Origin of the sequence: Sphingomonas sp. (genome assembly GCF_030145815.1) — a bacterium.
GTDB lineage: Bacteria > Pseudomonadota > Alphaproteobacteria > Sphingomonadales > Sphingomonadaceae > Sphingomonas.
The window spans coordinates 110,038-128,243 of record NZ_JAIXHL010000012.1 but is presented as its reverse complement, the minus strand read 5'-3'; the positions used below and the strand labels follow the sequence as shown (position 1 = coordinate 128,243).

General features: G+C 67.1%; 22 protein-coding genes. 8 read left to right on the top strand and 14 right to left on the bottom strand.

The window, feature by feature from the left end:
* Positions 1–2: 2 nt before the first annotated feature.
* From KYX69_RS12505 to KYX69_RS12470, 8 genes are read right to left on the bottom strand one after another with little or no spacing between them, the layout of a single operon-like run.
* The gene (locus tag KYX69_RS12505; RefSeq protein ID WP_300497800.1) at positions 3–755 is read right to left on the bottom strand and encodes a molybdopterin-synthase adenylyltransferase MoeB; all 753 of its coding nucleotides are present in this window, start codon (positions 753–755) and stop codon (positions 3–5) included.
* Complete coding sequence (locus tag KYX69_RS12500) at positions 752–1,162, bottom strand: hypothetical protein (RefSeq protein WP_300497797.1); 411 nt, start codon at positions 1,160–1,162, stop codon at positions 752–754. Before KYX69_RS12500 ends, KYX69_RS12505 begins: the two co-directional genes overlap by 4 nt.
* Positions 1,162–1,608: a dUTP diphosphatase gene (gene dut / locus KYX69_RS12495; RefSeq protein WP_300497795.1), complete on the bottom strand. Its 447-nt coding sequence runs from the start codon at positions 1,606–1,608 to the stop codon at positions 1,162–1,164. The genes KYX69_RS12500 and dut overlap by 1 nt, the downstream gene beginning before the upstream one ends.
* The gene (locus KYX69_RS12490) at positions 1,608–2,408 is read right to left on the bottom strand and encodes a hypothetical protein (RefSeq protein WP_300497793.1); all 801 of its coding nucleotides are present in this window, start codon (positions 2,406–2,408) and stop codon (positions 1,608–1,610) included. The genes dut and KYX69_RS12490 overlap by 1 nt, the downstream gene beginning before the upstream one ends.
* Positions 2,398–3,576 (bottom strand): bifunctional phosphopantothenoylcysteine decarboxylase/phosphopantothenate--cysteine ligase CoaBC, encoded by a 1,179-nt coding sequence (gene coaBC, locus KYX69_RS12485; protein ID WP_300497790.1) that lies wholly within the window; start codon positions 3,574–3,576, stop codon positions 2,398–2,400. The genes KYX69_RS12490 and coaBC overlap by 11 nt, the downstream gene beginning before the upstream one ends.
* A gap of 10 nt (positions 3,577–3,586) precedes the next feature.
* Entirely contained in the window at positions 3,587–4,693 is a 1,107-nt protein-coding gene (locus KYX69_RS12480) for a hypothetical protein (RefSeq protein WP_300497788.1), read from the bottom strand.
* A 31-nt stretch (positions 4,694–4,724) separates the two neighbouring features.
* Positions 4,725–6,257 (bottom strand): 2-polyprenylphenol 6-hydroxylase, encoded by a 1,533-nt coding sequence (gene ubiB / locus KYX69_RS12475; RefSeq protein WP_300497786.1) that lies wholly within the window; start codon positions 6,255–6,257, stop codon positions 4,725–4,727.
* The gene (locus KYX69_RS12470; RefSeq protein ID WP_300497784.1) at positions 6,254–6,985 is read right to left on the bottom strand and encodes a class I SAM-dependent methyltransferase; all 732 of its coding nucleotides are present in this window, start codon (positions 6,983–6,985) and stop codon (positions 6,254–6,256) included. The genes ubiB and KYX69_RS12470 overlap by 4 nt, the downstream gene beginning before the upstream one ends.
* A gap of 55 nt (positions 6,986–7,040) precedes the next feature.
* On the opposite strand from KYX69_RS12470, the gene mutM reads away from it, so the two are divergent.
* The 3 genes from mutM (at position 7,041) to dnaA (ending at position 10,215) form a co-directional block, all read left to right on the top strand.
* On the top strand, positions 7,041–7,853 hold the full coding sequence (mutM, locus tag KYX69_RS12465) for a bifunctional DNA-formamidopyrimidine glycosylase/DNA-(apurinic or apyrimidinic site) lyase (protein ID WP_300497782.1): 813 nt from the start codon (positions 7,041–7,043) through the stop codon (positions 7,851–7,853).
* Positions 7,854–8,131: 278 nt separating this feature from the next.
* Positions 8,132–8,395, top strand: coding sequence for a 30S ribosomal protein S20 (rpsT, locus tag KYX69_RS12460; protein ID WP_300497779.1), 264 nt, complete (start codon positions 8,132–8,134; stop codon positions 8,393–8,395).
* A gap of 461 nt (positions 8,396–8,856) precedes the next feature.
* Positions 8,857–10,215 (top strand): chromosomal replication initiator protein DnaA, encoded by a 1,359-nt coding sequence (dnaA, locus tag KYX69_RS12455; protein ID WP_300497776.1) that lies wholly within the window; start codon positions 8,857–8,859, stop codon positions 10,213–10,215.
* Between the two features lie 98 nt (positions 10,216–10,313).
* Here dnaA and aroB read toward each other — a convergent pair whose 3' ends face one another.
* Together aroB and KYX69_RS12445 are read right to left on the bottom strand one after the other, a co-directional pair.
* A complete protein-coding gene (aroB, locus tag KYX69_RS12450) occupies positions 10,314–11,414 on the bottom strand; it encodes a 3-dehydroquinate synthase (protein WP_300497774.1) in 1,101 nt (366 codons plus the stop codon).
* A complete protein-coding gene (locus KYX69_RS12445) occupies positions 11,411–11,950 on the bottom strand; it encodes a shikimate kinase (RefSeq protein WP_300497771.1) in 540 nt (179 codons plus the stop codon). The genes aroB and KYX69_RS12445 overlap by 4 nt, the downstream gene beginning before the upstream one ends.
* Positions 11,951–12,030: 80 nt before the next feature.
* Here KYX69_RS12445 and KYX69_RS12440 point away from each other — a divergent pair, with 80 nt between their 5' ends.
* The 4 genes from KYX69_RS12440 to KYX69_RS12425 are packed head-to-tail and all read left to right on the top strand — an operon-like array spanning position 12,031 to position 15,834.
* Positions 12,031–12,168 (top strand): hypothetical protein, encoded by a 138-nt coding sequence (locus KYX69_RS12440; protein WP_300497768.1) that lies wholly within the window; start codon positions 12,031–12,033, stop codon positions 12,166–12,168.
* Positions 12,149–13,951: a hypothetical protein gene (locus KYX69_RS12435; RefSeq protein WP_300497765.1), complete on the top strand. Its 1,803-nt coding sequence runs from the start codon at positions 12,149–12,151 to the stop codon at positions 13,949–13,951. Before KYX69_RS12440 ends, KYX69_RS12435 begins: the two co-directional genes overlap by 20 nt.
* Complete coding sequence (locus KYX69_RS12430) at positions 13,948–14,877, top strand: tyrosine recombinase (RefSeq protein ID WP_300497763.1); 930 nt, start codon at positions 13,948–13,950, stop codon at positions 14,875–14,877. The genes KYX69_RS12435 and KYX69_RS12430 overlap by 4 nt, the downstream gene beginning before the upstream one ends.
* A gap of 9 nt (positions 14,878–14,886) precedes the next feature.
* On the top strand, positions 14,887–15,834 hold the full coding sequence (locus KYX69_RS12425) for an acetyl-CoA carboxylase carboxyltransferase subunit alpha (protein ID WP_300497761.1): 948 nt from the start codon (positions 14,887–14,889) through the stop codon (positions 15,832–15,834).
* A 72-nt stretch (positions 15,835–15,906) separates the two neighbouring features.
* Here KYX69_RS12425 and KYX69_RS12420 read toward each other — a convergent pair whose 3' ends face one another.
* The 3 genes from KYX69_RS12420 to KYX69_RS12410 all read right to left on the bottom strand — a co-directional run bounded on the left by KYX69_RS12420 (position 15,907) and on the right by KYX69_RS12410 (position 16,636).
* Complete coding sequence (locus KYX69_RS12420; RefSeq protein WP_300497758.1) at positions 15,907–16,077, bottom strand: Flp family type IVb pilin; 171 nt, start codon at positions 16,075–16,077, stop codon at positions 15,907–15,909.
* A 79-nt stretch (positions 16,078–16,156) separates the two neighbouring features.
* The gene (locus tag KYX69_RS12415; protein ID WP_066665303.1) at positions 16,157–16,324 is read right to left on the bottom strand and encodes a Flp family type IVb pilin; all 168 of its coding nucleotides are present in this window, start codon (positions 16,322–16,324) and stop codon (positions 16,157–16,159) included.
* Between the two features lie 129 nt (positions 16,325–16,453).
* Entirely contained in the window at positions 16,454–16,636 is a 183-nt protein-coding gene (locus KYX69_RS12410; protein WP_300497753.1) for a Flp family type IVb pilin, read from the bottom strand.
* A 54-nt stretch (positions 16,637–16,690) separates the two neighbouring features.
* On the opposite strand from KYX69_RS12410, the gene KYX69_RS12405 reads away from it, so the two are divergent.
* Complete coding sequence (locus tag KYX69_RS12405; RefSeq protein ID WP_300497750.1) at positions 16,691–17,119, top strand: (deoxy)nucleoside triphosphate pyrophosphohydrolase; 429 nt, start codon at positions 16,691–16,693, stop codon at positions 17,117–17,119.
* Here KYX69_RS12405 and KYX69_RS12400 read toward each other — a convergent pair.
* A complete protein-coding gene (locus tag KYX69_RS12400) occupies positions 17,116–18,099 on the bottom strand; it encodes a TerC family protein (RefSeq protein ID WP_300497747.1) in 984 nt (327 codons plus the stop codon). The two genes, KYX69_RS12405 and KYX69_RS12400, sit on opposite strands and share 4 nt — an antisense overlap.
* Positions 18,100–18,206: the final 107 nt, after the last annotated feature.

Below are 18,206 nucleotides of genomic sequence, written 5' to 3'. Positions count from 1 at the left end.
TCTCAGCCCGAGCAGGCCGGGCAGCCGGGGTCCTTGGGCAGGGTCAACGTGCGGAAGCGCAGTGCCAGCGTGTCGGCGAGCAGCAGCTTACCCGCGCTGTCCTCCCCGAACGGGTGGATCGCGCGGATCACTTCCAGCGCGGCGAGGCTGCCCATGATCCCGGTCAGCGCGCCGAGCACGCCCTGTTCGGAACAGTTGATCCCCGTCGTTTCCGGGTCATTGCCGACGAAGCAACGGTAACAGGGCTTGTCCGCCTCCCACCCGCGAAACACGCCAAGCTGTCCCTCGAACCGCCCCACGGCTGCGCTGACGAGCGGAATGCGGTGGCGAAGGGCTGCGTCGGCGACGAGCAGGCGGGTCTCGAAATTGTCGGTGCCGTCGAGGATGACAGATTGACCCTTGATGAAATCGGGCGCGTTGTCTGCGTCGATGCGAAACGGCCACGCGAATACCTCGCAGTGGGGATTTATCCGTTTTGCTGCGGCCATCGCAGCATCGACTTTAGGGGTGCCGACGCTATCGGTTGGAAACAGGGTTTGGCGTTGCAGGTTCGACAGATCGACTTGGTCCCCGTCGATAATGTCGATTTCACCAACCCCCGCCGCCGCCAGATACTGCAGCGCCGGGCTCCCGATCCCCCCAGCGCCCACCACCAGCACCCGTGCCGCCTTCAGCGCCGCCTGTCCCACCCCGCCAATCTCGGGCAGCACGATGTGGCGGGCGTAGCGTTCGAGTTCGGCGTCGGAAAAGCTCATTGCCGCCAGGCAAAGGTCACGGTCGCGCGGTACCAGACATTGCCCGGCGCGCCGGTCCGCTGGGTCAGGTTGTTGCGGGAAAAGCCCGCGACCAGCCCGGCCGCATATTGCTCGATCGTCGGGCAGCCGATGGCGCGCGGGATGGTCGTGCGCACGCCGTCCTCATCGACCAGTACCGCCACCTCGACCCGCACCGCCGGGCGTCCATCGACCAGCCGCCGCGCGCGGCATTTGCGCGCGCTCACCTGTCGGCGCGCCCATTCGTGCATCGCCGGGGTCATGCTCGGCGCCTCGCGATAGGGCAATGTCGGCAGGCTTTCCCAGTGGATCGCCGCCGGCTCCGGCGCGTCCTGCGCGTGCACGGGATCGCCCTGTATGCTGGCGAGCGCGAGGAGCGCGGGGAGCATCACCGCCCGGTCGACCCAAAGCCGCCGCTGCCACGGTCGGTCTCATCCAGCACCGCGACCTCCTCGAACAGCGCGCGCTGCACCGGTGCCGGCACGAGCTGCGCGATCCGTTCTCCGCGCACGATGGTGAAGGGCTGGTCGCCAAGATTGGCGAGGATCACCTTAACCTCGCCGCGATAATCCTCATCGATCGTGCCCGGCGTGTTGAGACAGGTAATGCCGTACTTGAGCGCAAGGCCCGAGCGCGGGCGTACCTGTACCTCGTACCCGGGCGGGATGGCGATGGCGAAGCCGGTCGCGACCGCATGGCGCGCGCCGGGGGCGAGGACCAGATCCTCCGCCGCGACGACATCCATGCCAGCGGCCCCGGCGGTCGCGTAAGCGGGCGGCGGCAGGCCTTCGCCATGGGGCAGGCGCATCATCCGGATGGTGATCGGCGCGCCCATCACTTGCGTCCCGGCAAAGCTGCAGCGAGGCGGCGGGCGGCCTCGATCACCTGGGGGTCGTCCAGCACCGGGTCGCTGCGGCCCGGAATGATGCGGAAATCGGTGGCGATGCCGCGCAGGCTCAGCGCCTCGGCATAGCTGCGCGAAAAGCGTGCCGGGACATCTGCGTCGGCCCCGCCGACCAGGATCGCCGCGCGCAACCCTGGCTGGATGCCGCCGGCGGTCTGCAATGGATCGAGGCTGACCAGCTTCTCGCGCCAGTGCGATACACCGGGCTCGCGCTTGGCGCGATAGGCACGCCATTCGGGCAGTGCGCAGGGGCAGGACACCAGCACCACACCATCGATCAGGCCTGGACGCAGCCCGGCAAGGTTGGCCGCGACGACCGCGCCTCCGGCTTCTCCGATCAAGACCACGCGCGCACGGCGATATCGCTGGCGCAGTGCTGTGACGGCGTCGCCGACGGCGGCGATTCGCTCTGCGCTGAAATCGTCGGATGGGCTGGCTCCGCGCGTGCCCGGCGATTGACCACCGGCGCCATCGGCATAGCCCGGGCGCAGCAGGCGCACGACCGCGCTGCCCGGCTCGACCGCCGCGAGCGCCTTGGCAAAATCGCTCGTGTCGATCTTGGAACGGCGGCCATTGCCGTGGAGGACGACGTACAGCGTCGGCGCACTGCGCGGCGCGGCGCCATAGCCTTGCGTGAACAGCTTCGGCGCAACGGGCGTTGCCGGGCGCTCCCCGGCGGCGCACCCGGCGATCAGCAACGGAAGCAGGAACAGGGGGAGCTTAAAGCGCATCGGCGATCCGTTCGGCGAGGCGGCGTGCGACATCGCCCTTGGCCAGCCGCTCCCAGCTTTCGACACCCGACTCCGTAACCAGTTGAACAAGATTGGATTCGCCCCCCATCACATCGCCGGACACATCATTGGCGACAATCCAGTCTGCACCCTTGCGCGTGCGTTTAGCGACCGCATGTTCGACCACCCGTTCGGTTTCGGCGGCGAAACCGATGACGAGGCGCGGCCGCTGCGCATTCCGGGCGAGGCCGGCCAGGATATCGGGGTTCTCGACCAGCGTCAGCGCGGGCGCGGCGTTGTCACCCTTCTTGATCTTCTGCCCCGCCGCATCGCCCGCGCGCCAGTCGGCGACGGCAGCGACCATCACTGCGGCATCGGCGGGCAGCGCAGCATCGACCGCTGCGGCCATCTCCCGCGCGGTCTCGACATCCACCCGGTCCACACCCGCAGGCGTCGGCAGCGCGACAGGTCCGGCGACGAGCGTCACCCGCGCGCCCAGCGCCGCGAGCGCGCCCGCAATTGCGAAGCCCTGCTTTCCCGACGAACGGTTGGCGATGTAGCGGACCGGGTCGATCGGCTCATGCGTCGGCCCGGCGGTGACGAGGATGTGCTTGCCCTTCAGCCGACCCGAAGCAGGCGCCAGCGCAGCCTCGATCGCGCGCAGGATCGCCTCGGGCTCGGGCAACCGGCCGGGGCCGAACTCGCCACACGCCATCGGTCCTTCATCGGGCTCCAGCACGGTCACGCCATCGCCGCGCAGCGTCGCGACATTGCGCTGGGTCGCGGCATGCTGCCACATCCGCACATTCATCGCGGGCGCCGCCAACACCGGCTTGTCGGTGGCGAGCAACAGCGTTGTGGCGAGGTCATCGGCAATGCCCGCCGCCATCTTCGCCAGCAAATCGGCGGTTGCGGGGGCGACGACGACCAGATCGGCGGCGCGGCTGAGCTGGATATGTCCCATCTCGGCCTCGTCCTTGAGGTCCCACAGGGTGGTATAAACCTGATTCTCGGACAGCGCGGCGAGCGTCATCGGGGTCACGAAATGCTGCCCGCCCGCCGTCACGACGCAGGTGACCGAATGGCCCGCCTTGCGGATCAGCCGGACCAGCTCGCACGCCTTGTACGCCGCGATGCCGCCACCGACGATGAGGAGAATGCGCTTCATCCGCCACTCCCTAGCGCGCAACCTGCGTCACCACCACCCGCCGCTTGTCGCGCGCCCGCACCCACAGGTCGCGCAGGGCATCGGGCACGAACGCAAGCCCGACCAGAAAGGCCGGTGCGATGATCAGTCCCCAGTAAAAGGTGTCGAGCCGCGCAAACAGGCTGATCACCAGTGCATAGCCGCAAAAGGTCGCAAGCGCGCGCAGCGCCAGCGGGTCGCGCCAGCTCGCCCAGCCGAACAGCGCCAGTGCAACCAGGATGGCGGCGAGCGCCGGCGGAAGCAGCTGCGCGCCCGTCGCCAGTGTCATCGCGCGCACGAACAGCCCGAACCCGTTCATCCCCGCCCAGCCCGGCGACATCGCGTCGAGCGGTCCGGTCACGCCATGCACGGCGACCGCATGCGCGGCGAGCGCGACTGCGAACAGTGCCAGCGCCGCCGCCCATCCCGCCGCCTCGCGCCTATGCCCCTCGGCCAAGGCCAGAACTGCCATCACCATGACATATAGCGCAGCTGTCTCGCGGATCAGCATCGCCAGCGCACCGATCGCCGCCGCCTCGACCCAGCGGCCGGGACGGCGCAGCGCCAGGCTAAGCGCGACGAGCAGCCCGGCCCAGATCTCGTGAAACGCGACAAGCCCGCTCTGGACGAAAGCGAGCATGCCTGCAGCGAGCAGCACCAGCGCCACGACCCGCGGGGGCCAGCGCGGCAATGCCTCGGCAATGCGGCGATACCAGCACCATGCGGTCGCTCCGGCGAGTGCAAAGAGCAATGCAATCACAGCCAGCGCGGGCAATGCCGCCTGCACAACGGCCAGCCCCGGCATCCGGAAGGTAAGGAACGGTCGCAACGGATAGCTGCCTGCGCGCAGCGCATCGGCGGCGGCGCGGTAGTAGTTCTCGCCATGCGCCACTGCCGCGACAATGCCTTCATACAGCGCGATGTCGCCCTGCCGATCCGCCCCCGCGCCGGTCGCGTCGGGCGCGGGCAGGGGCACGAACAGCACGGTCAGCGCGCCGAGGATCAGCAACGCCACCCCTACCAGCACCCAGCGGGCGCGGTTCACCGTCAGCGCGGCGAAGCGGCTGGGGGCAGAAAGCCAGAGCGGTGCGCGGGTCATGACCTGTCCCTAGCCTGCCGGATGAAGCTTGTCAGGCAAGCAACAACGTCGCCGCCACGCCAGCGCCTGCCGCGAGCAGTGCAACGACGCCATACCGCCAGCCACCCCCGACGCGCACCACCTCGATCTCGCGCAGCGGCGGGGCGGGGGGCGCGCCGCCGGGGTCGGGGAAGTGGCGTTCGATGTTGCGGATAAGCTTGGGCAGCCGGGCGAGTGTCTTGAGGTCCTCCGAAATCCGGTCGGCCAGGAAGGCCTCCGGCCCCAGCTCGGTGCGGATCCATTCGCGCACGAACGGCGCGGCGCTGTCCCACAAATTGATGTCGGGGTGCAGCCGCGTCGCCACGCCCTCGACCATCACCATCGTCTTTTGCAGCAGCAGCAGATGCGGCTGGGTCTGCATGTCGAAATCGCGGGTGATGTTGAACAGGCTGTCGAGCATCATGCCGACGCTCATGTCCTTGACCGCCAACCCGCGCATCGGCTCGCCCACCGCGCGCAGCGCCGTCGCGAACTCGGCGACATTGTGATGTGGCGGGACATAGCCCGCCTCGAAGTGAATCTCGGCGACGCGGCGGTAGTTGCCGGTGATCAGGCCGTAGAGGATCTCCGCCAGCCACACCCGCGCGCGCCGGTCGATTCGGCCCATGATGCCGAAATCGATCGCCGCAATCCGGTCGCCGGGCAAAGCGAACAGATTGCCCTGGTGCATGTCGGCGTGGAAAAAGCCTTCCGAAATCGCCTGACGCAGGAACGCGCGGACCAGGGTATGCGCCAGCTTTTCGGTGTCATGCCCTGCGGCGATCAGGCCGTCGCGGTCCGACAGCTTGATGCCGTCGATCCATTCCAGCGTCATCACCTTGCCGGTGGTGCGCTGCCAGTCGATGGTGGGGACGGTGAAGTCGGGCTCCGCCTCCATCGATTCGGACAGTTCGGACGCCGACGCTGCCTCGCGCCGCAGGTCGAGTTCGCGCGCGGTCCAGCGTTTGAAGGTTTCTATCACCAGGCGCGGGCGCAGGCGCGATGCTTCGCCGCCCATCCCCTCGACCTGTGCCGCCGCCCATTCATAGGTATCAATGGCGCGGGCGAACTCGGCCTCGATGCCCGGGCGCAGCACCTTGACCGCGACCTGCCGACCATCGGTGGTGATCGCGCGATGCACCTGCGCGATCGACGCGGCGCCGATTGGCGTTTCCTCGACCGACTGGAACAGCTCCTCGATCGGTCGTCCGAAGCTGCTCTCCATCGCCGTACGGATCACGGAGAAGGGGACCGGGGGCAGGGCGTCCTGCAGGCGCAACAGGTCATGCGCCGCCGCTTCGCCGATCAGGTCGGGCCGCGTGGCGAGCGTCTGGCCCAGCTTGATCGCCGCCGGGCCGATCGCCTGCAGTGCATCGGCATAGCCCGGTACTTCCGGCACGCGCGCACCGAACCGCGCGATGCGGGCAAGGCGGCGGACCGGGGCGGGCGTGTTGCGATCACGCTCGATCCCGCGCAGCGCGCCATGACGCGCCAGCGTGCGGCCCCATTTCAGGAGGCGCCACAGATGAACGACAGGAGCGGTCAAATCTTCCAGCCGCTATGAATGGCGACCAGTCCGCCCAGCATCGGTTCGACCCGCGTCTGCACGAAGCCAGCGTCTTTGATCATCGACTCGAACGTCGGCATGTCCGGGAAGCGCCGGATCGATTCGACCAGATAGCGATAGCTCTCGGCATCGCCCGCCAGCAGTTCGCCGAGCTTCGGCACCAGCCGGTGCGAATAGGCGTCGTAGACGTCCGCGAATCCGGGCCACAAGGTGGTCGAAAACTCCAGCACGAAGAACCGCCCGCCACGGCGCAGCACGCGATGCGCCTCCCGCAATGCCGCCGGGATGTCGGTGACGTTTCGGATGCCGAACGCGATCGTATAGGCGTCGAAGAAGCGGTCCGGCCATTGCAGCGTCTCGGCGTTCGCCTCGCTCCACACCAGCCCGTCGATCCCGCGCTTGGCCGCGCGCTCGATGCCGACTGCCAGCATGTCGGGGTTGATGTCGGCGACCGTAACCGCTGCGCCATGTTCGGCCATGCGGAACGCGATGTCGCCGGTGCCGCCGGCCATGTCGAGAATCGCCTCGCCCTCGCGCGGCTTCACGCGGCGGACGAACACGTCCTTCCACACGCGGTGCAGGCCGCCCGACATCGCGTCGTTCATGAGATCATAGCGCGAGGCCACACTGGAAAAGACGCCGCCGACGCGACGGGTCTTTTCGTCGGGGGCAACCTCTTCATAGCCAAAGGAGACGGTGTCGGTCATGGCCAAGCCCTTAGCCGCCCTTGTGGGCGCGGCAAAGCCCGCTTAGCTGGACAAAATGCCCGAGCTTCCCGAAGTCGAAACCACCGTCCGGGGCCTGACCCCGGCACTGCACGGCCAGCGCATCGCGCGCGTCCAGCTGCGCCGCCCCGATCTGCGCCGCGCAATGCCGGTCGATCTGGTGCAGCGGCTGACCGGTGCGACCGTCACGGCGCTCGGACGGCGCGCCAAATATGGCCTGATCGACACCGATCGCGGCGACACGATGATCTTTCACCTGGGCATGTCGGGACGCTGGCGAATCGATCCGTCCGAATTGCTGACGCACGATCATCTGGTGATCGAGACCGAGGCGGGGCGGCGGCTGGCGCTCAACGATGCGCGGCGATTCGGTTCGGTCGATCTGATGCCGACGGTCGATGTCGGCGCCTGGCCGCCCTTTGCCGCGCTGGGGCCGGAGCCGCTGGGGCCGCATTTCACCGCCGATCATCTGCGCCAGGTGCTGGCCGGGCGGGTCGCGTCGATCAAGCTGCTCCTGCTCGACCAGCGCATCGTCGCTGGCTTGGGCAATATCTATGTGTGCGAGGCGCTGCACGAATCGCGGATATCGCCCAAGCGCAGCGGTGGATCGCTGACCCGCCCGCAACTCCAGCGGCTGGTGAAGGCGGTGCACGGCGTGCTCGAATCGGCGATCGAGGCGGGGGGATCGACGCTGCGCGACTATGTTCAGCCCGATGGCGAGCTCGGCTATTTCTCGAAGCAGTTCAAAGTCTATGGCCGCGAGGGTGAGCCGTGCGATTGCGGTGGGACGGTGGCGCGCTATGCGGAGGGCGGGCGCTCGACCTTCTGGTGTCCGAAATGCCAGAAGTAGAACGGGTTTGCTGGAGTCCCGCACCGGCCCGCTCCCCCACCCGGGCCACCCACTGCAAAGTATCTTCGATGGGTGGCCGGGTGGGGAGCGGGCGGAGCAGCCCAGGCTCCGACGATGCGAAGCATCGGCGGAAGGCTGCGGAGGGCGGTGCCGCCGGCGCATCGAATGCGCCGCAAAAGGTTGACCGAATCGCCCGCCCTCGCTAAGGGGCGCGCTTTCCCGAGGCGTGGGATGGAAATCCGCGCCTCTTTTCGCATTGAAAACAGGAACGAAGATTCATGGCGAACACGCCGCAAGCCAAGAAGCGCATCCGCCGCAACGAACGCCGCGCCGAAGTCAACGGCGCCCGCGTCGGCCGCATCCGCACCTTCATCAAGAAGGTCGAAAGCGCGCTGACCAGCGGTGACAAGGCTGCAGCGGAAACCGCGCTCAAGGCGATGCAGCCGGAGCTGGCACGCGGCGTCGCCAAGGGCGTGGTTCACAAGAACACCGCTTCGCGCAAGTTCTCGCGTCTCACGAAGCGTCTCGCCGCACTCGGCTGATCCGCGCTTCTGCGTCAAGAAAATGACCCTGTCGGCCCAGTGCCGACGGGGTTTTTCTTTTGTCCCGGATCGGTGCCTGCGCATTCGCACGGCGAATCGCGGAATCTCAATGAGTCGCACCGTAACGCGAATGTAATGATCTGATTAAAGTCTTATAAATCAATCACTTGTATGATTTATAACGGTTTTCCGCGGCTCTGAGTGAGTCAACCCTACTTATTTCAGATTCTTTACATGCCCCCCTCTTGATCGACTCAGAAATGCGTCCCTAAAACGGACTTCCACCGCGGCGTTCGCGTCGGTGGGCTCAGCGAAGGTATCGACCAAGTGCGGATGTGATTCCGGCTTCGGGATGCTTTTGCCTGAATGAAATGCGCGCGGGGTTAGCCTTGCGCGCTCGGGGGAAGTGGCATGTGCACCTGTCGGGCACATGCGGATGCAATCGAGGGGCAACGGGATATATGGATCAAGCCAAGGCCTGGACACGCGTGCGGGGCAATCTGCGACTTTCCGCAGGCCAGCGGCTGTTCGACCAGTGGCTGAAGCCGATCGTCCTGATCCCGGGCGAGGACGCGGAGACGGTTCGCCTCGGTCTGCCGTCGGCCTTCATGACCAACTGGGTCAAGAATCACTATGCCGACCGGCTGATGATGGAATTTCGCGCCCAGCTTCCGGGCGTGCGCACGGTGTCGATCGAAACGGTCGATGCGCGTGCGACTCGTGAGCTTGCTGCTGCGGCCCCTGTGGTCGCAGCGGCGGCGCCCGCCGCGCCCTCGGCCCTGGCCGGAGCGGGCGAGCGTCCCAATCTCGATTCGCGGTTTACCTTTGACCGGTTCGTGGTCGACACGTCCAACCGGTTGGCGTTCAACGCCGCCAAGGCGCTGGCCGAGCCGGGCAAGCCGCGCTTCAGCCCGCTCTACCTCCACAGCAACACCGGCCAGGGCAAGACCCACCTGATGCACGCGATCGGGCATGCTTTCATGGAGGCCTGTCCCGACGCGACCGCGATCTACATGCCGGCCGAGCGGTTCATGTTCGAGTTCGTCCGGGCGGTGCGCGAGCGCGATACCTATGCGTTCAAGGCGCGGCTGCGCGGCGTCGATCTGCTCATGATCGACGATTTGCAGTTCATCGCCGGCAAGGAATCGACCCAGGAAGAGTTCTTCCACACGGTCGATGAATTCATGCGCGAAGGGAAGCGCCTGGTCATCGCCGCGGACCGCAGCCCGCTGGCGCTTGAGGGGATCGAGGCGCGGCTTGCCTCGCGCCTCGGCTCGGGTCTTGCCGCCGATATCAAGCCGGCCGAGCTTGGCCTGCGCCGCGCGATTCTCGACCGCAAGCTGGAGGATATGCCGGGCGCCACGGTGCCGTCCGACGTGCTCGACCTGCTCGCCGGGCGAATCAGCTCGTCGGTGCGCGAACTCGAAGGCGCGCTCAACCGCCTGGTCGCTTATGCGCAGCTGAACAACGAAATCGTGACGATCGCGTTCGCCGAAAGCGTGCTCGGCGAAGCGCTGCGTGGCAGCCAGCGTCGCGTGACGATCGACGAGATCCAGAAGGCGGTGTCGAGCCACTTCGACGTCAAGCAGCTGGACCTGGTGTCACAGCGCCGCGCGGTGGCGATCGCCCGCCCGCGCCAGATCGCGATGTACCTCGCCAAGCGCCTGACCACGCGCTCGCTGCCGGAAATCGGCCGCAAGTTCGGCAATCGCGACCATTCGACCGTGATCCACGCGGTCCGCCGGATCGAAGAACTGCGCGGCACCGACAGCGAGATTGACGGCGCAGTACGCAGCCTGATGCGGCAACTCGAGGCCTGAAGCTTGCGTCTCCCTCCGGGGGGACGCCGGGGTGGGGGGTATTCCCCCCGGAACTACATACCCTCCACCCCAAGCTTTGTGCCCGGCGCGGAGCAGCTTCAGCGCGGCAGTTCGTCCAGAAACGCTGCCACGTCCGCCAGATCGACCTGCTTGTCCAGATAGGTTTGCCCGATCCCGCGCGCGAGCAGGAAGGGCAGGGTGCCGGCGTCCATCTTCTTGTCGTGCAGCATATGGCCGACCAGGGTCGCGCCTGACGCGGTAATGCCCGCGCTGGCCAGATCGTGCGGCATCTCCATCGCCTTCAGATGCGCCGCGACCCGTTCGGCATCCTGCCCCGGGCACAGGCCGCGCCGCGCCGAATAGGCAAAGGCCAGCGCCATGCCGGCCGCGACGCCCTCGCCATGCAGCAGCGCGTCGGAAAAGCCGGTCTCCGCCTCCAGCGCATGGCCAAAGGTATGGCCGAGATTGAGCAGCGCGCGCACGCCCGTGGTCTCGCGCTCGTCCGCAGCCACGATTCGCGCCTTGGCCGCAACCGAATGCGCGATGGCATATTCGCGCGCCGCTGGATCGCCCGATAGCAAGGCTGCGCCATTGGCCTCGCACCACTCGAAGAACGCGAAATCGTCGATCAGGCCATATTTGACCACCTCGGCATAGCCCGCGCGCAGGTCGCGCAGCGGGAGGGTGTCGAGCAGGTCCGGGTCGATCAGCACCAGCGACGGCTGGTGGAATGCGCCGATCAGGTTCTTGCCGGCGCGGCTGTTGATTGCGGTCTTGCCGCCGACCGAGCTGTCGACTTGGGCCAGCAGGGTCGTCGGGATCTGCACGAAGTTGCAGCCGCGCTTGAGGATTGAGGTGGCGAAGCCGACCAGATCCCCGATCACCCCGCCACCCAGCGCGATGACATGGTCGCCGCGCTCGATCCCGCGTTCGAGCAGCGCGTCGGTCAGCGATTCGAGCTGCCCCCAGCTCTTGGTCGCCTCGCCCGCCGGCAGCGTGATAATGTCGCTCGCCAACCCACCATTGTGGAGCAGCGCTGCCAGCCGTGCCGCATGCGGCGCGACATTGGCGTCGGTCACGATCACAAACGGCCGCCCGCGCGACAGCGGCGCCAGCTGCTCCGCCGCCTGCATCAGCAACCCGCTGGCGATCCGTACCTCATAGCTGCGCGCCCCCAGCGCGACCGGAACGACGTTCAACGGCCCAGCTCCGCCAGGATCGCGCTGACCGTCGCCTCATGCGGCGCGACCTTGCTCACCACATGGATCGGGGCGAGCGCATAGATCGGGTTACGAATTTCGGCCAGTTCGGTGAGCACCTTCAACGGATCCTTTCCGCGCAGCAGCGGGCGATGGTCGCGCTTGGCAACGCGTTCGGCCAAGACCTTGGGGGCGGCGTCCAGCCAGATCGCGGTCGCCTGGTCAAGGATCAGCGCGCGGGTCTCGTCGTTCAGGAACGCGCCGCCGCCGGTCGCGATGACCTTGGGTTCGCCGTCGATCAGCCGCGCGATCACCCGCCGTTCGCCATCGCGGAAATGCGGTTCGCCGAATCGCTCGAAGATTTCGGCGACAGTCATGCCCGCCGCCGCCTCGATCTCCGCATCCGCGTCGACAAAGGGGAGTTTCAGCCGCTGGGCGAGGCGACGGCCCACCGTGGTCTTGCCCACGCCCATCAGGCCAATCAGCACGATCGGACGGGTAATCGGTTCAGGATTGGCCGGGTGGGTTTGCAGCATGGTCGCGGGGGCTATACAGCGAGCATCGCGCTCGGGCAAAAGGCCTGTCGCCTGTGTTCAGAACCGGTTTGAGGGGGTCGATGTCCCGTTCGCTCATCATCATCGTCATTGTCGCTATCCTGTTGATCGGAGGGCTGTTTTTCCTCGCGGGGCGCGATACGGAAAAGCAGCCGGTGCGCATCGAGAAGGCCGTCCCGCTTGACAATCTCTCGAACTAAAACCGCGCTCGCCGCGGTTCTGGTGGTCGCTGCCGGCGTGGGAATTCCCGCGCTGGGGCAGGATCGCCCCGAATCGCTGCTGCCCCCGGGGTTTGACGATCCGGCCCCGGCGCCCGCACCTGCGCCCGCCCCGGCCGCGACCGGAGCGCCCGCTGCTGGGCCGACCGCTGCGCCGCGCCCGGATGCGCTGACCGCGCCAACGGGTGAGATCGGCAACGCCACTGCTGCGGCTGGCGGCGTTACGCCCGAAACGACGGGCGAGATCGATTACGCGACGATCGCGCGCTACGAACTTCCCGATTTCGCCAAGCGTTCGCTGGCGCAGGTCGGCCCATCTTCGCCCGCCAGCGACGGGCTATCCGTCACTGCATTCGGCACTGCCGATGGCGGTTTCCTCCAGACGCTGATGCGCCGCACCGATGCGCCGGTCGCATCGCGCTGGCTGTCGATCGCGCTGCGCCGCGCGCTGCTGTCGCGGGTCAACACCCCGCGCGGCCTCAACGGCGCGGATTTCGCGGCCGAGCGAGCCTGGCTGCTGATCCGCATGGGTGAGGCGGACGCCGCCCGCGCGCTGGTCCAGTCGGTCGATATCGCCAACTACACGCCCAAGATGTTTCAGGTGGCGATGCAGGCGATGCTCGCCACTGCCGATCCGGGTGGCATGTGCCCGATGGTCAGGCCTGCGCTGGACGCCGCGCCCGACCGCAACTGGCGGCTGGCCGAGGCGATTTGCGCCGGGCTGGACGGCGATCCCAGCAAGGCAGGACCGCTGATCGACGCCAGCCGCCGCCGGATGGGCAATGCGGTCGATGTGCTGCTTGCCGAAAAGCTGGTGGGCATGGGCGTTTCGGGCCGCCGCGCGGTGACGATCGAATGGGATCCGGTCGACCGCATCAGCGCGTGGCGCTGGGGTCTGGCGGTGGCGTCCGCAACCGATATTCCCGAGCGTCTCTACGGCACCGCCGGGCCGCAATTGCGCTACTGGCGCGCGACCGCGCCAATGCTGGGCCTGCGCGATCGCGCTGCCGCAGCCGAAGCTGCGGCGAGCCAGGGCATCTTTTCCAGTCAGGCGCTGACCGACCTCTATGGTGAGATCGAGGCGCAGGAAGATCCGTCGATCGCCGAAGTCGCGGTTGCCCGCGACCTGCGCGCCTCCTTCACCGCCGCCACCGCCGCCGACCGGGTCGAGCGGATGCGCCAGCTGTGGGACGAGGCACAGGGCCCGCGCGCCACCTATAGCCGGTTGATCCTCACCGCCCGCGCCGCCGCGCGCCTGACCCCATCGGCCGAACATAGCGCCGACGCCGATCGCCTGATCGCATCGATGCTCAGTGCCGGCCTCGACCGCGCCGCGCTGCGCTGGAAGCAGATTGCGCCGCGCGGCAGCGACGGCTGGGGCATGTTGCTCCTCGCCGAACCCGGCCGCGCGGTCGCGGTCGGCGATGTCGAGGCGTATCGGAACAGCGCCGACTCGACCAATGGCGCGATGCTGATCGCCGCGATGGCCGGGATGGGCCGCATCCCGACTGGCGATGGCGAGCGGCTGATGCGCGCTTCGGGGGTCGAATTCGGCGCCGCCAACGCCTGGACGCGTGCCATCGCGCAGGCGGCGGATGCGAACCAGCCGGGAACCGTGATCCTGCTCGCTGCGGTCGGCATGCAGAGCCGGGTATGGGAAGGCATCTCGCCCGAGGCGCTGTATCACATCACCCGCGCGCTCTCTCAGGTCGGGCTCGACGGCTATGCGCGGATGATCGCCGTCGAGGCGATTACCCGGCTTTGACGACGATCCGCCCGGGCGACGACCCGGCGCTGATCGAGCGCTTTCTCGAGATGCTGGCGGCTGAGGCGGGGGCTTCGGCCAACACCATCGCGGCCTATGGCACCGATTTGCGGCTGGCGTCGCAGGCGCTCGACGGCGGGCTCGCACTGGCCGACCGCGCGGCGATCGAGCGGCTGGCAGAGGAGTGGCGCGACCTCGCCCGCGCCACCGTCGCGCGCAAATCCGCCGCGCTGCGCCGCTTCTATGGCTTCCTCCTCGACGAAAAGCTCCGCGCCGACGATCCCGGCAGCGCGCTGCCCCGGCCCGGCACAGGGCGCGGCCTGCCCAAGACGCTATCCAACGCGGATGTCGAGGCGATCTTCGCGGCGATCCAGACTCGGATCGATCGCGTTCCCCCCGACCCGCACGACCTGCGCCTGCTCGCGCTGATCGAACTCCTCTATGGCTCGGGCCTGCGCGCGAGCGAACTGGTGTCGCTACCGCGCGGCGCGGTCCAGCCGGACAAGCCCTATCTGATCCTGCGCGGCAAGGGCGGGAAGGAGCGGCTGGTTCCGCTGTCCGATCGCGCGCGCGCGGCGGTGGCCGCGTGGCGCGAGCATGTCGATCCGGCGCGGCCCTGGCTGTTCCCCTCGGGCAAGGGGCATTTGAGCCGCATCCGCCTGTACCAGATGGTCCGCGAGATTGCGGGGCTGGCGGGCATCCCGCCCGACCGGATCAGCCCGCACGTTCTGCGCCACGCCTTCGCCACGCATCTCCTCGAGGGCGGGGCGGATCTGCGCGCATTGCAGACGATGCTGGGCCATGCCGACATCGCGACGACCGAAATCTACACCCATGTCGACAGCGCCCGGCTGGTCACCCTGGTCAACGAACGCCACCCGCTCGCCGATACGCCCCGCGTTGACGCGAAGCGCGACCGCGCATAGGTGCGCGCGATGGCCAGTTTTCTTGAATTCGAAAAGCCGATTGCGGAGCTTCAGGCCCGGATCGACGAATTGCGTGACGCGGCGGCGGGCGGCGAGGTGGATATCGAGTCCGAAGTCGCCAAGCTCCAGGCCAAGTCCGACCGCTTCCTCAAGGATGCCTATGCCAAGCTGACGCCGTGGCAAAAGACCCTCGTCGCGCGCCATCCGGAGCGGCCGCACTTCAAACATTATGTCGCGCGGTTGATCGAGGATTTCATGCCGCTCGGCGGCGACCGAGCGTTCGCCGACGATCAGGCGATTCAGGGCGGGCTTGGTCGCTTCCGCGGCCAGCGCGTCATGGTGATCGGCCATGAAAAGGGCGACGACACCACCAGCCGCCTGCGCCACAATTTCGGCATGGGCAAGCCGGAGGGCTATCGCAAGGCGATCCGCCTCGTCGAGCTGGCCGACAAGTTCGGGATTCCGGTCATTACCCTCGTCGACACCTCCGGCGCCTTCCCCGGCATGGAGGCGGAGGAGCGCGGTCAGGCCGAGGCCATCGCCCGCTCGACCGAAGCGTGCCTCAACCTTGGCGTGCCGATGGTCGCATCGATCCTGGGCGAGGGCGGTTCGGGTGGCGCGGTCGCGCTTGCCGCGGGCAACCGCGTTCTGATGATGGAGCATGCGGTTTATTCGGTGATCTCGCCCGAGGGGTGCGCGTCGATCCTGTGGCGCACCGCCGACAAGGCCGCCGACGCCGCCGAGGCGATGAAGGTGACCGCACAGCACCTCAAGGAACTCGGCGTGATCGACACGATCGTCGCCGAGCCGCTGGGCGGCGCGCATCGCGACCATGCCAAGGCGATCGATGCGCTGGGCGACGCGATCGAATCCGCACTCAAGGATCTGTCGGGCCAAAGCGCCACCGCGCTCCGCCAGGCCCGCCGCGCCAAGTTTCTGGCGATGGGCCGAGCCTGATCCGCTCTGTAGGTGCCAACGAAAACGGGGCGGGACCGATGGTCGCCGCCCCTTATTGTTGGGTCGCCGAGATTACGACGCTTTCATGTTCGACGAGACGTTGGTGAACGTCTTCTTGAGCTGATTGCCCAGGCCCTGCATCGCGGCGATCGCGGCCACGGCAATCAGCGCGGCGATCAGGCCATATTCGATTGCGGTCGCGGCGCGGGTGTCGCGCAGCGTCGCCAACAGGCGCTTAACCATAAATCCCCCTGCATCGAAAAAGGGGCGGTGAACCGCTGGCTCACCGCCCCCTGTTCAGTCGTTTCGAAACGAAGCGGTCTTACGACGCCTTCATGTTCGACGAAACGTTGGTGAAGGTGGTCTTGAGCTGGTTGCCCAGGCCCTGCATCGCGGCGATTGCAGCGACGGCGATCAGAGCGGCGATCAGGCCGTACTCGATTGCGGTGGCGCCCTTCTTGTTGCCAAAAATCTTGCGGATCGTGTTCATACCGGTCTCCATCCTGTTCGAAGCTTCAGTTTTCCCGGCTGCCCCCGGCGAAAACCGGTCTCAGCAAGCCCGAAACTAGGGGACGGAAGTTAATAAAGGCCTTAGACGCACGCCCGCATCGACGAAAATTCAGCCGGGGTTCTGGACCTTGTTGCTGACATTGTTCCACATGCCCGTGGTGCCGCCGGCCAGTTCGGTCAGTGCCCCGATCAGGACCAGGACGATGAGCGCGAGGATGAACCCATATTCGACCGCCGTCGCGCCGCGGTTGCAGCGTGACAGCCGGGTCAGCAATGGCTTGCGTTCACGCATCCTCGGCCTTTCATGTTGGCGCTACCGGGAAACTACGGAAACAAGATTAACGAAATGCTGAAATCGGATGCTGGGATTTCAAGAGGGCGTATCCTTACGGTGGTGGCGGCGGCCATGGTCGACGATCACGGACGCGTGCTCGTGCAGCAGCGGCCACCGGGCAAGCCGATGGCCGATCTGTGGGAATTTCCCGGCGGCAAGGTCGAGCCGGGCGAGCTGCCCGAGGCCGCGCTGTGCCGCGAGCTGCACGAGGAACTGGGCATCACGGTCGATCCCGCCGCGCTCATCCCCGCGACCTTCGCCAGCGAAGCGCTGGGCGACCGGCATTTGCTGCTGCTGCTCTACACGCTGCGCAAATGGGGCGGGGAACCCCAGGCGCGGCACGCGACCGCGCTGCAATGGGTTGACCCGCCCGCGTTGCGCACCCTCGCCATGCCGCCAGCGGATATCCCGCTGATCGGCATGCTCGAGGCGCTGCTTTAGGTCAGGCTCGGCGTCGGCGCATTGCGCGTGCGCCACAGCGAGTAGACCACGCCCGTCGTCAGGATCAGCGCGGTAATGCCCAGCGACACCACCGGCGGGATCTTGGCGAGCCCCAGCGCATCGGCAACGAAGATCTTCGACCCGATGAACACCAGCAGCACGGCAAGCGCGTACTTCAGATAATGGAACCGGTCGACCAGCGCCGACAGCGCGAAATACAGCGCGCGCAGGCCCAGGATCGCAAAGATGTTCGACGTGTAGACGATGAACGGGTCGGTGGTGATCGCAAAGATCGCCGGCACCGAATCGACTGCGAACACCAGGTCGGCGAACTCGATCATCACCAGCGCGAGGAACAACGGCGTCGCGTGCCGCACCATCGTTCCCGTCTTCGCATCCGGTTCCTGAACGAAGAAGGCCGATCCGCGTAGCCCGTCTGTCACGCGCATATGCCGTTTCAGCCAGCCGAGCAGCGGCGAGTTCGCCACGTCATAGGGCGTGTCGACCATCCGCCACATCTTGATTCCCGTGAAGATCAGGAAGGCGGCGAAGAGGTAAAGCACCCAGCCGAATTCGGACACGATCGTTGCGCCCAGTGCGATCATGATCGCGCGCAACACGATAACGCCCAGGATGCCCCAGAACAGCACCCGGTGCTGATACTGACGCGGGATCGCGAAATAGGTGAAGATCATCGCGATGACGAAGACATTGTCCATCGCCAGGCTTTTCTCGACGACGAAGCCGGTGACGTAGTTGATCGCCGCCGTCTCGCCGAGCTGCCACCAGACAAAGCCGCTGAACGCGAGGCCCAGAACGATATAGAAAGCGGAGAGCATCAGGCTCTCCTTGACCCCGATCTCGCGCGACTTGCGATGCAGGACGCCGAGGTCAAGCGCGAGCAGTGCGGCAACCAGCCCCATGAAGGCGAGCCACATCCACACCGGCTTGCCAAGCCAGAGCAACATCAGAAATTCCATGGTAGATCAGCCCCTGTTGGGTGAGGCGCTGCGCGCGCCATCATGGCGGCCCGACATCATGCGCATCGTGCGCATCAGAGGGGCCCGGGCCGCCGGTGGTGGTTCGG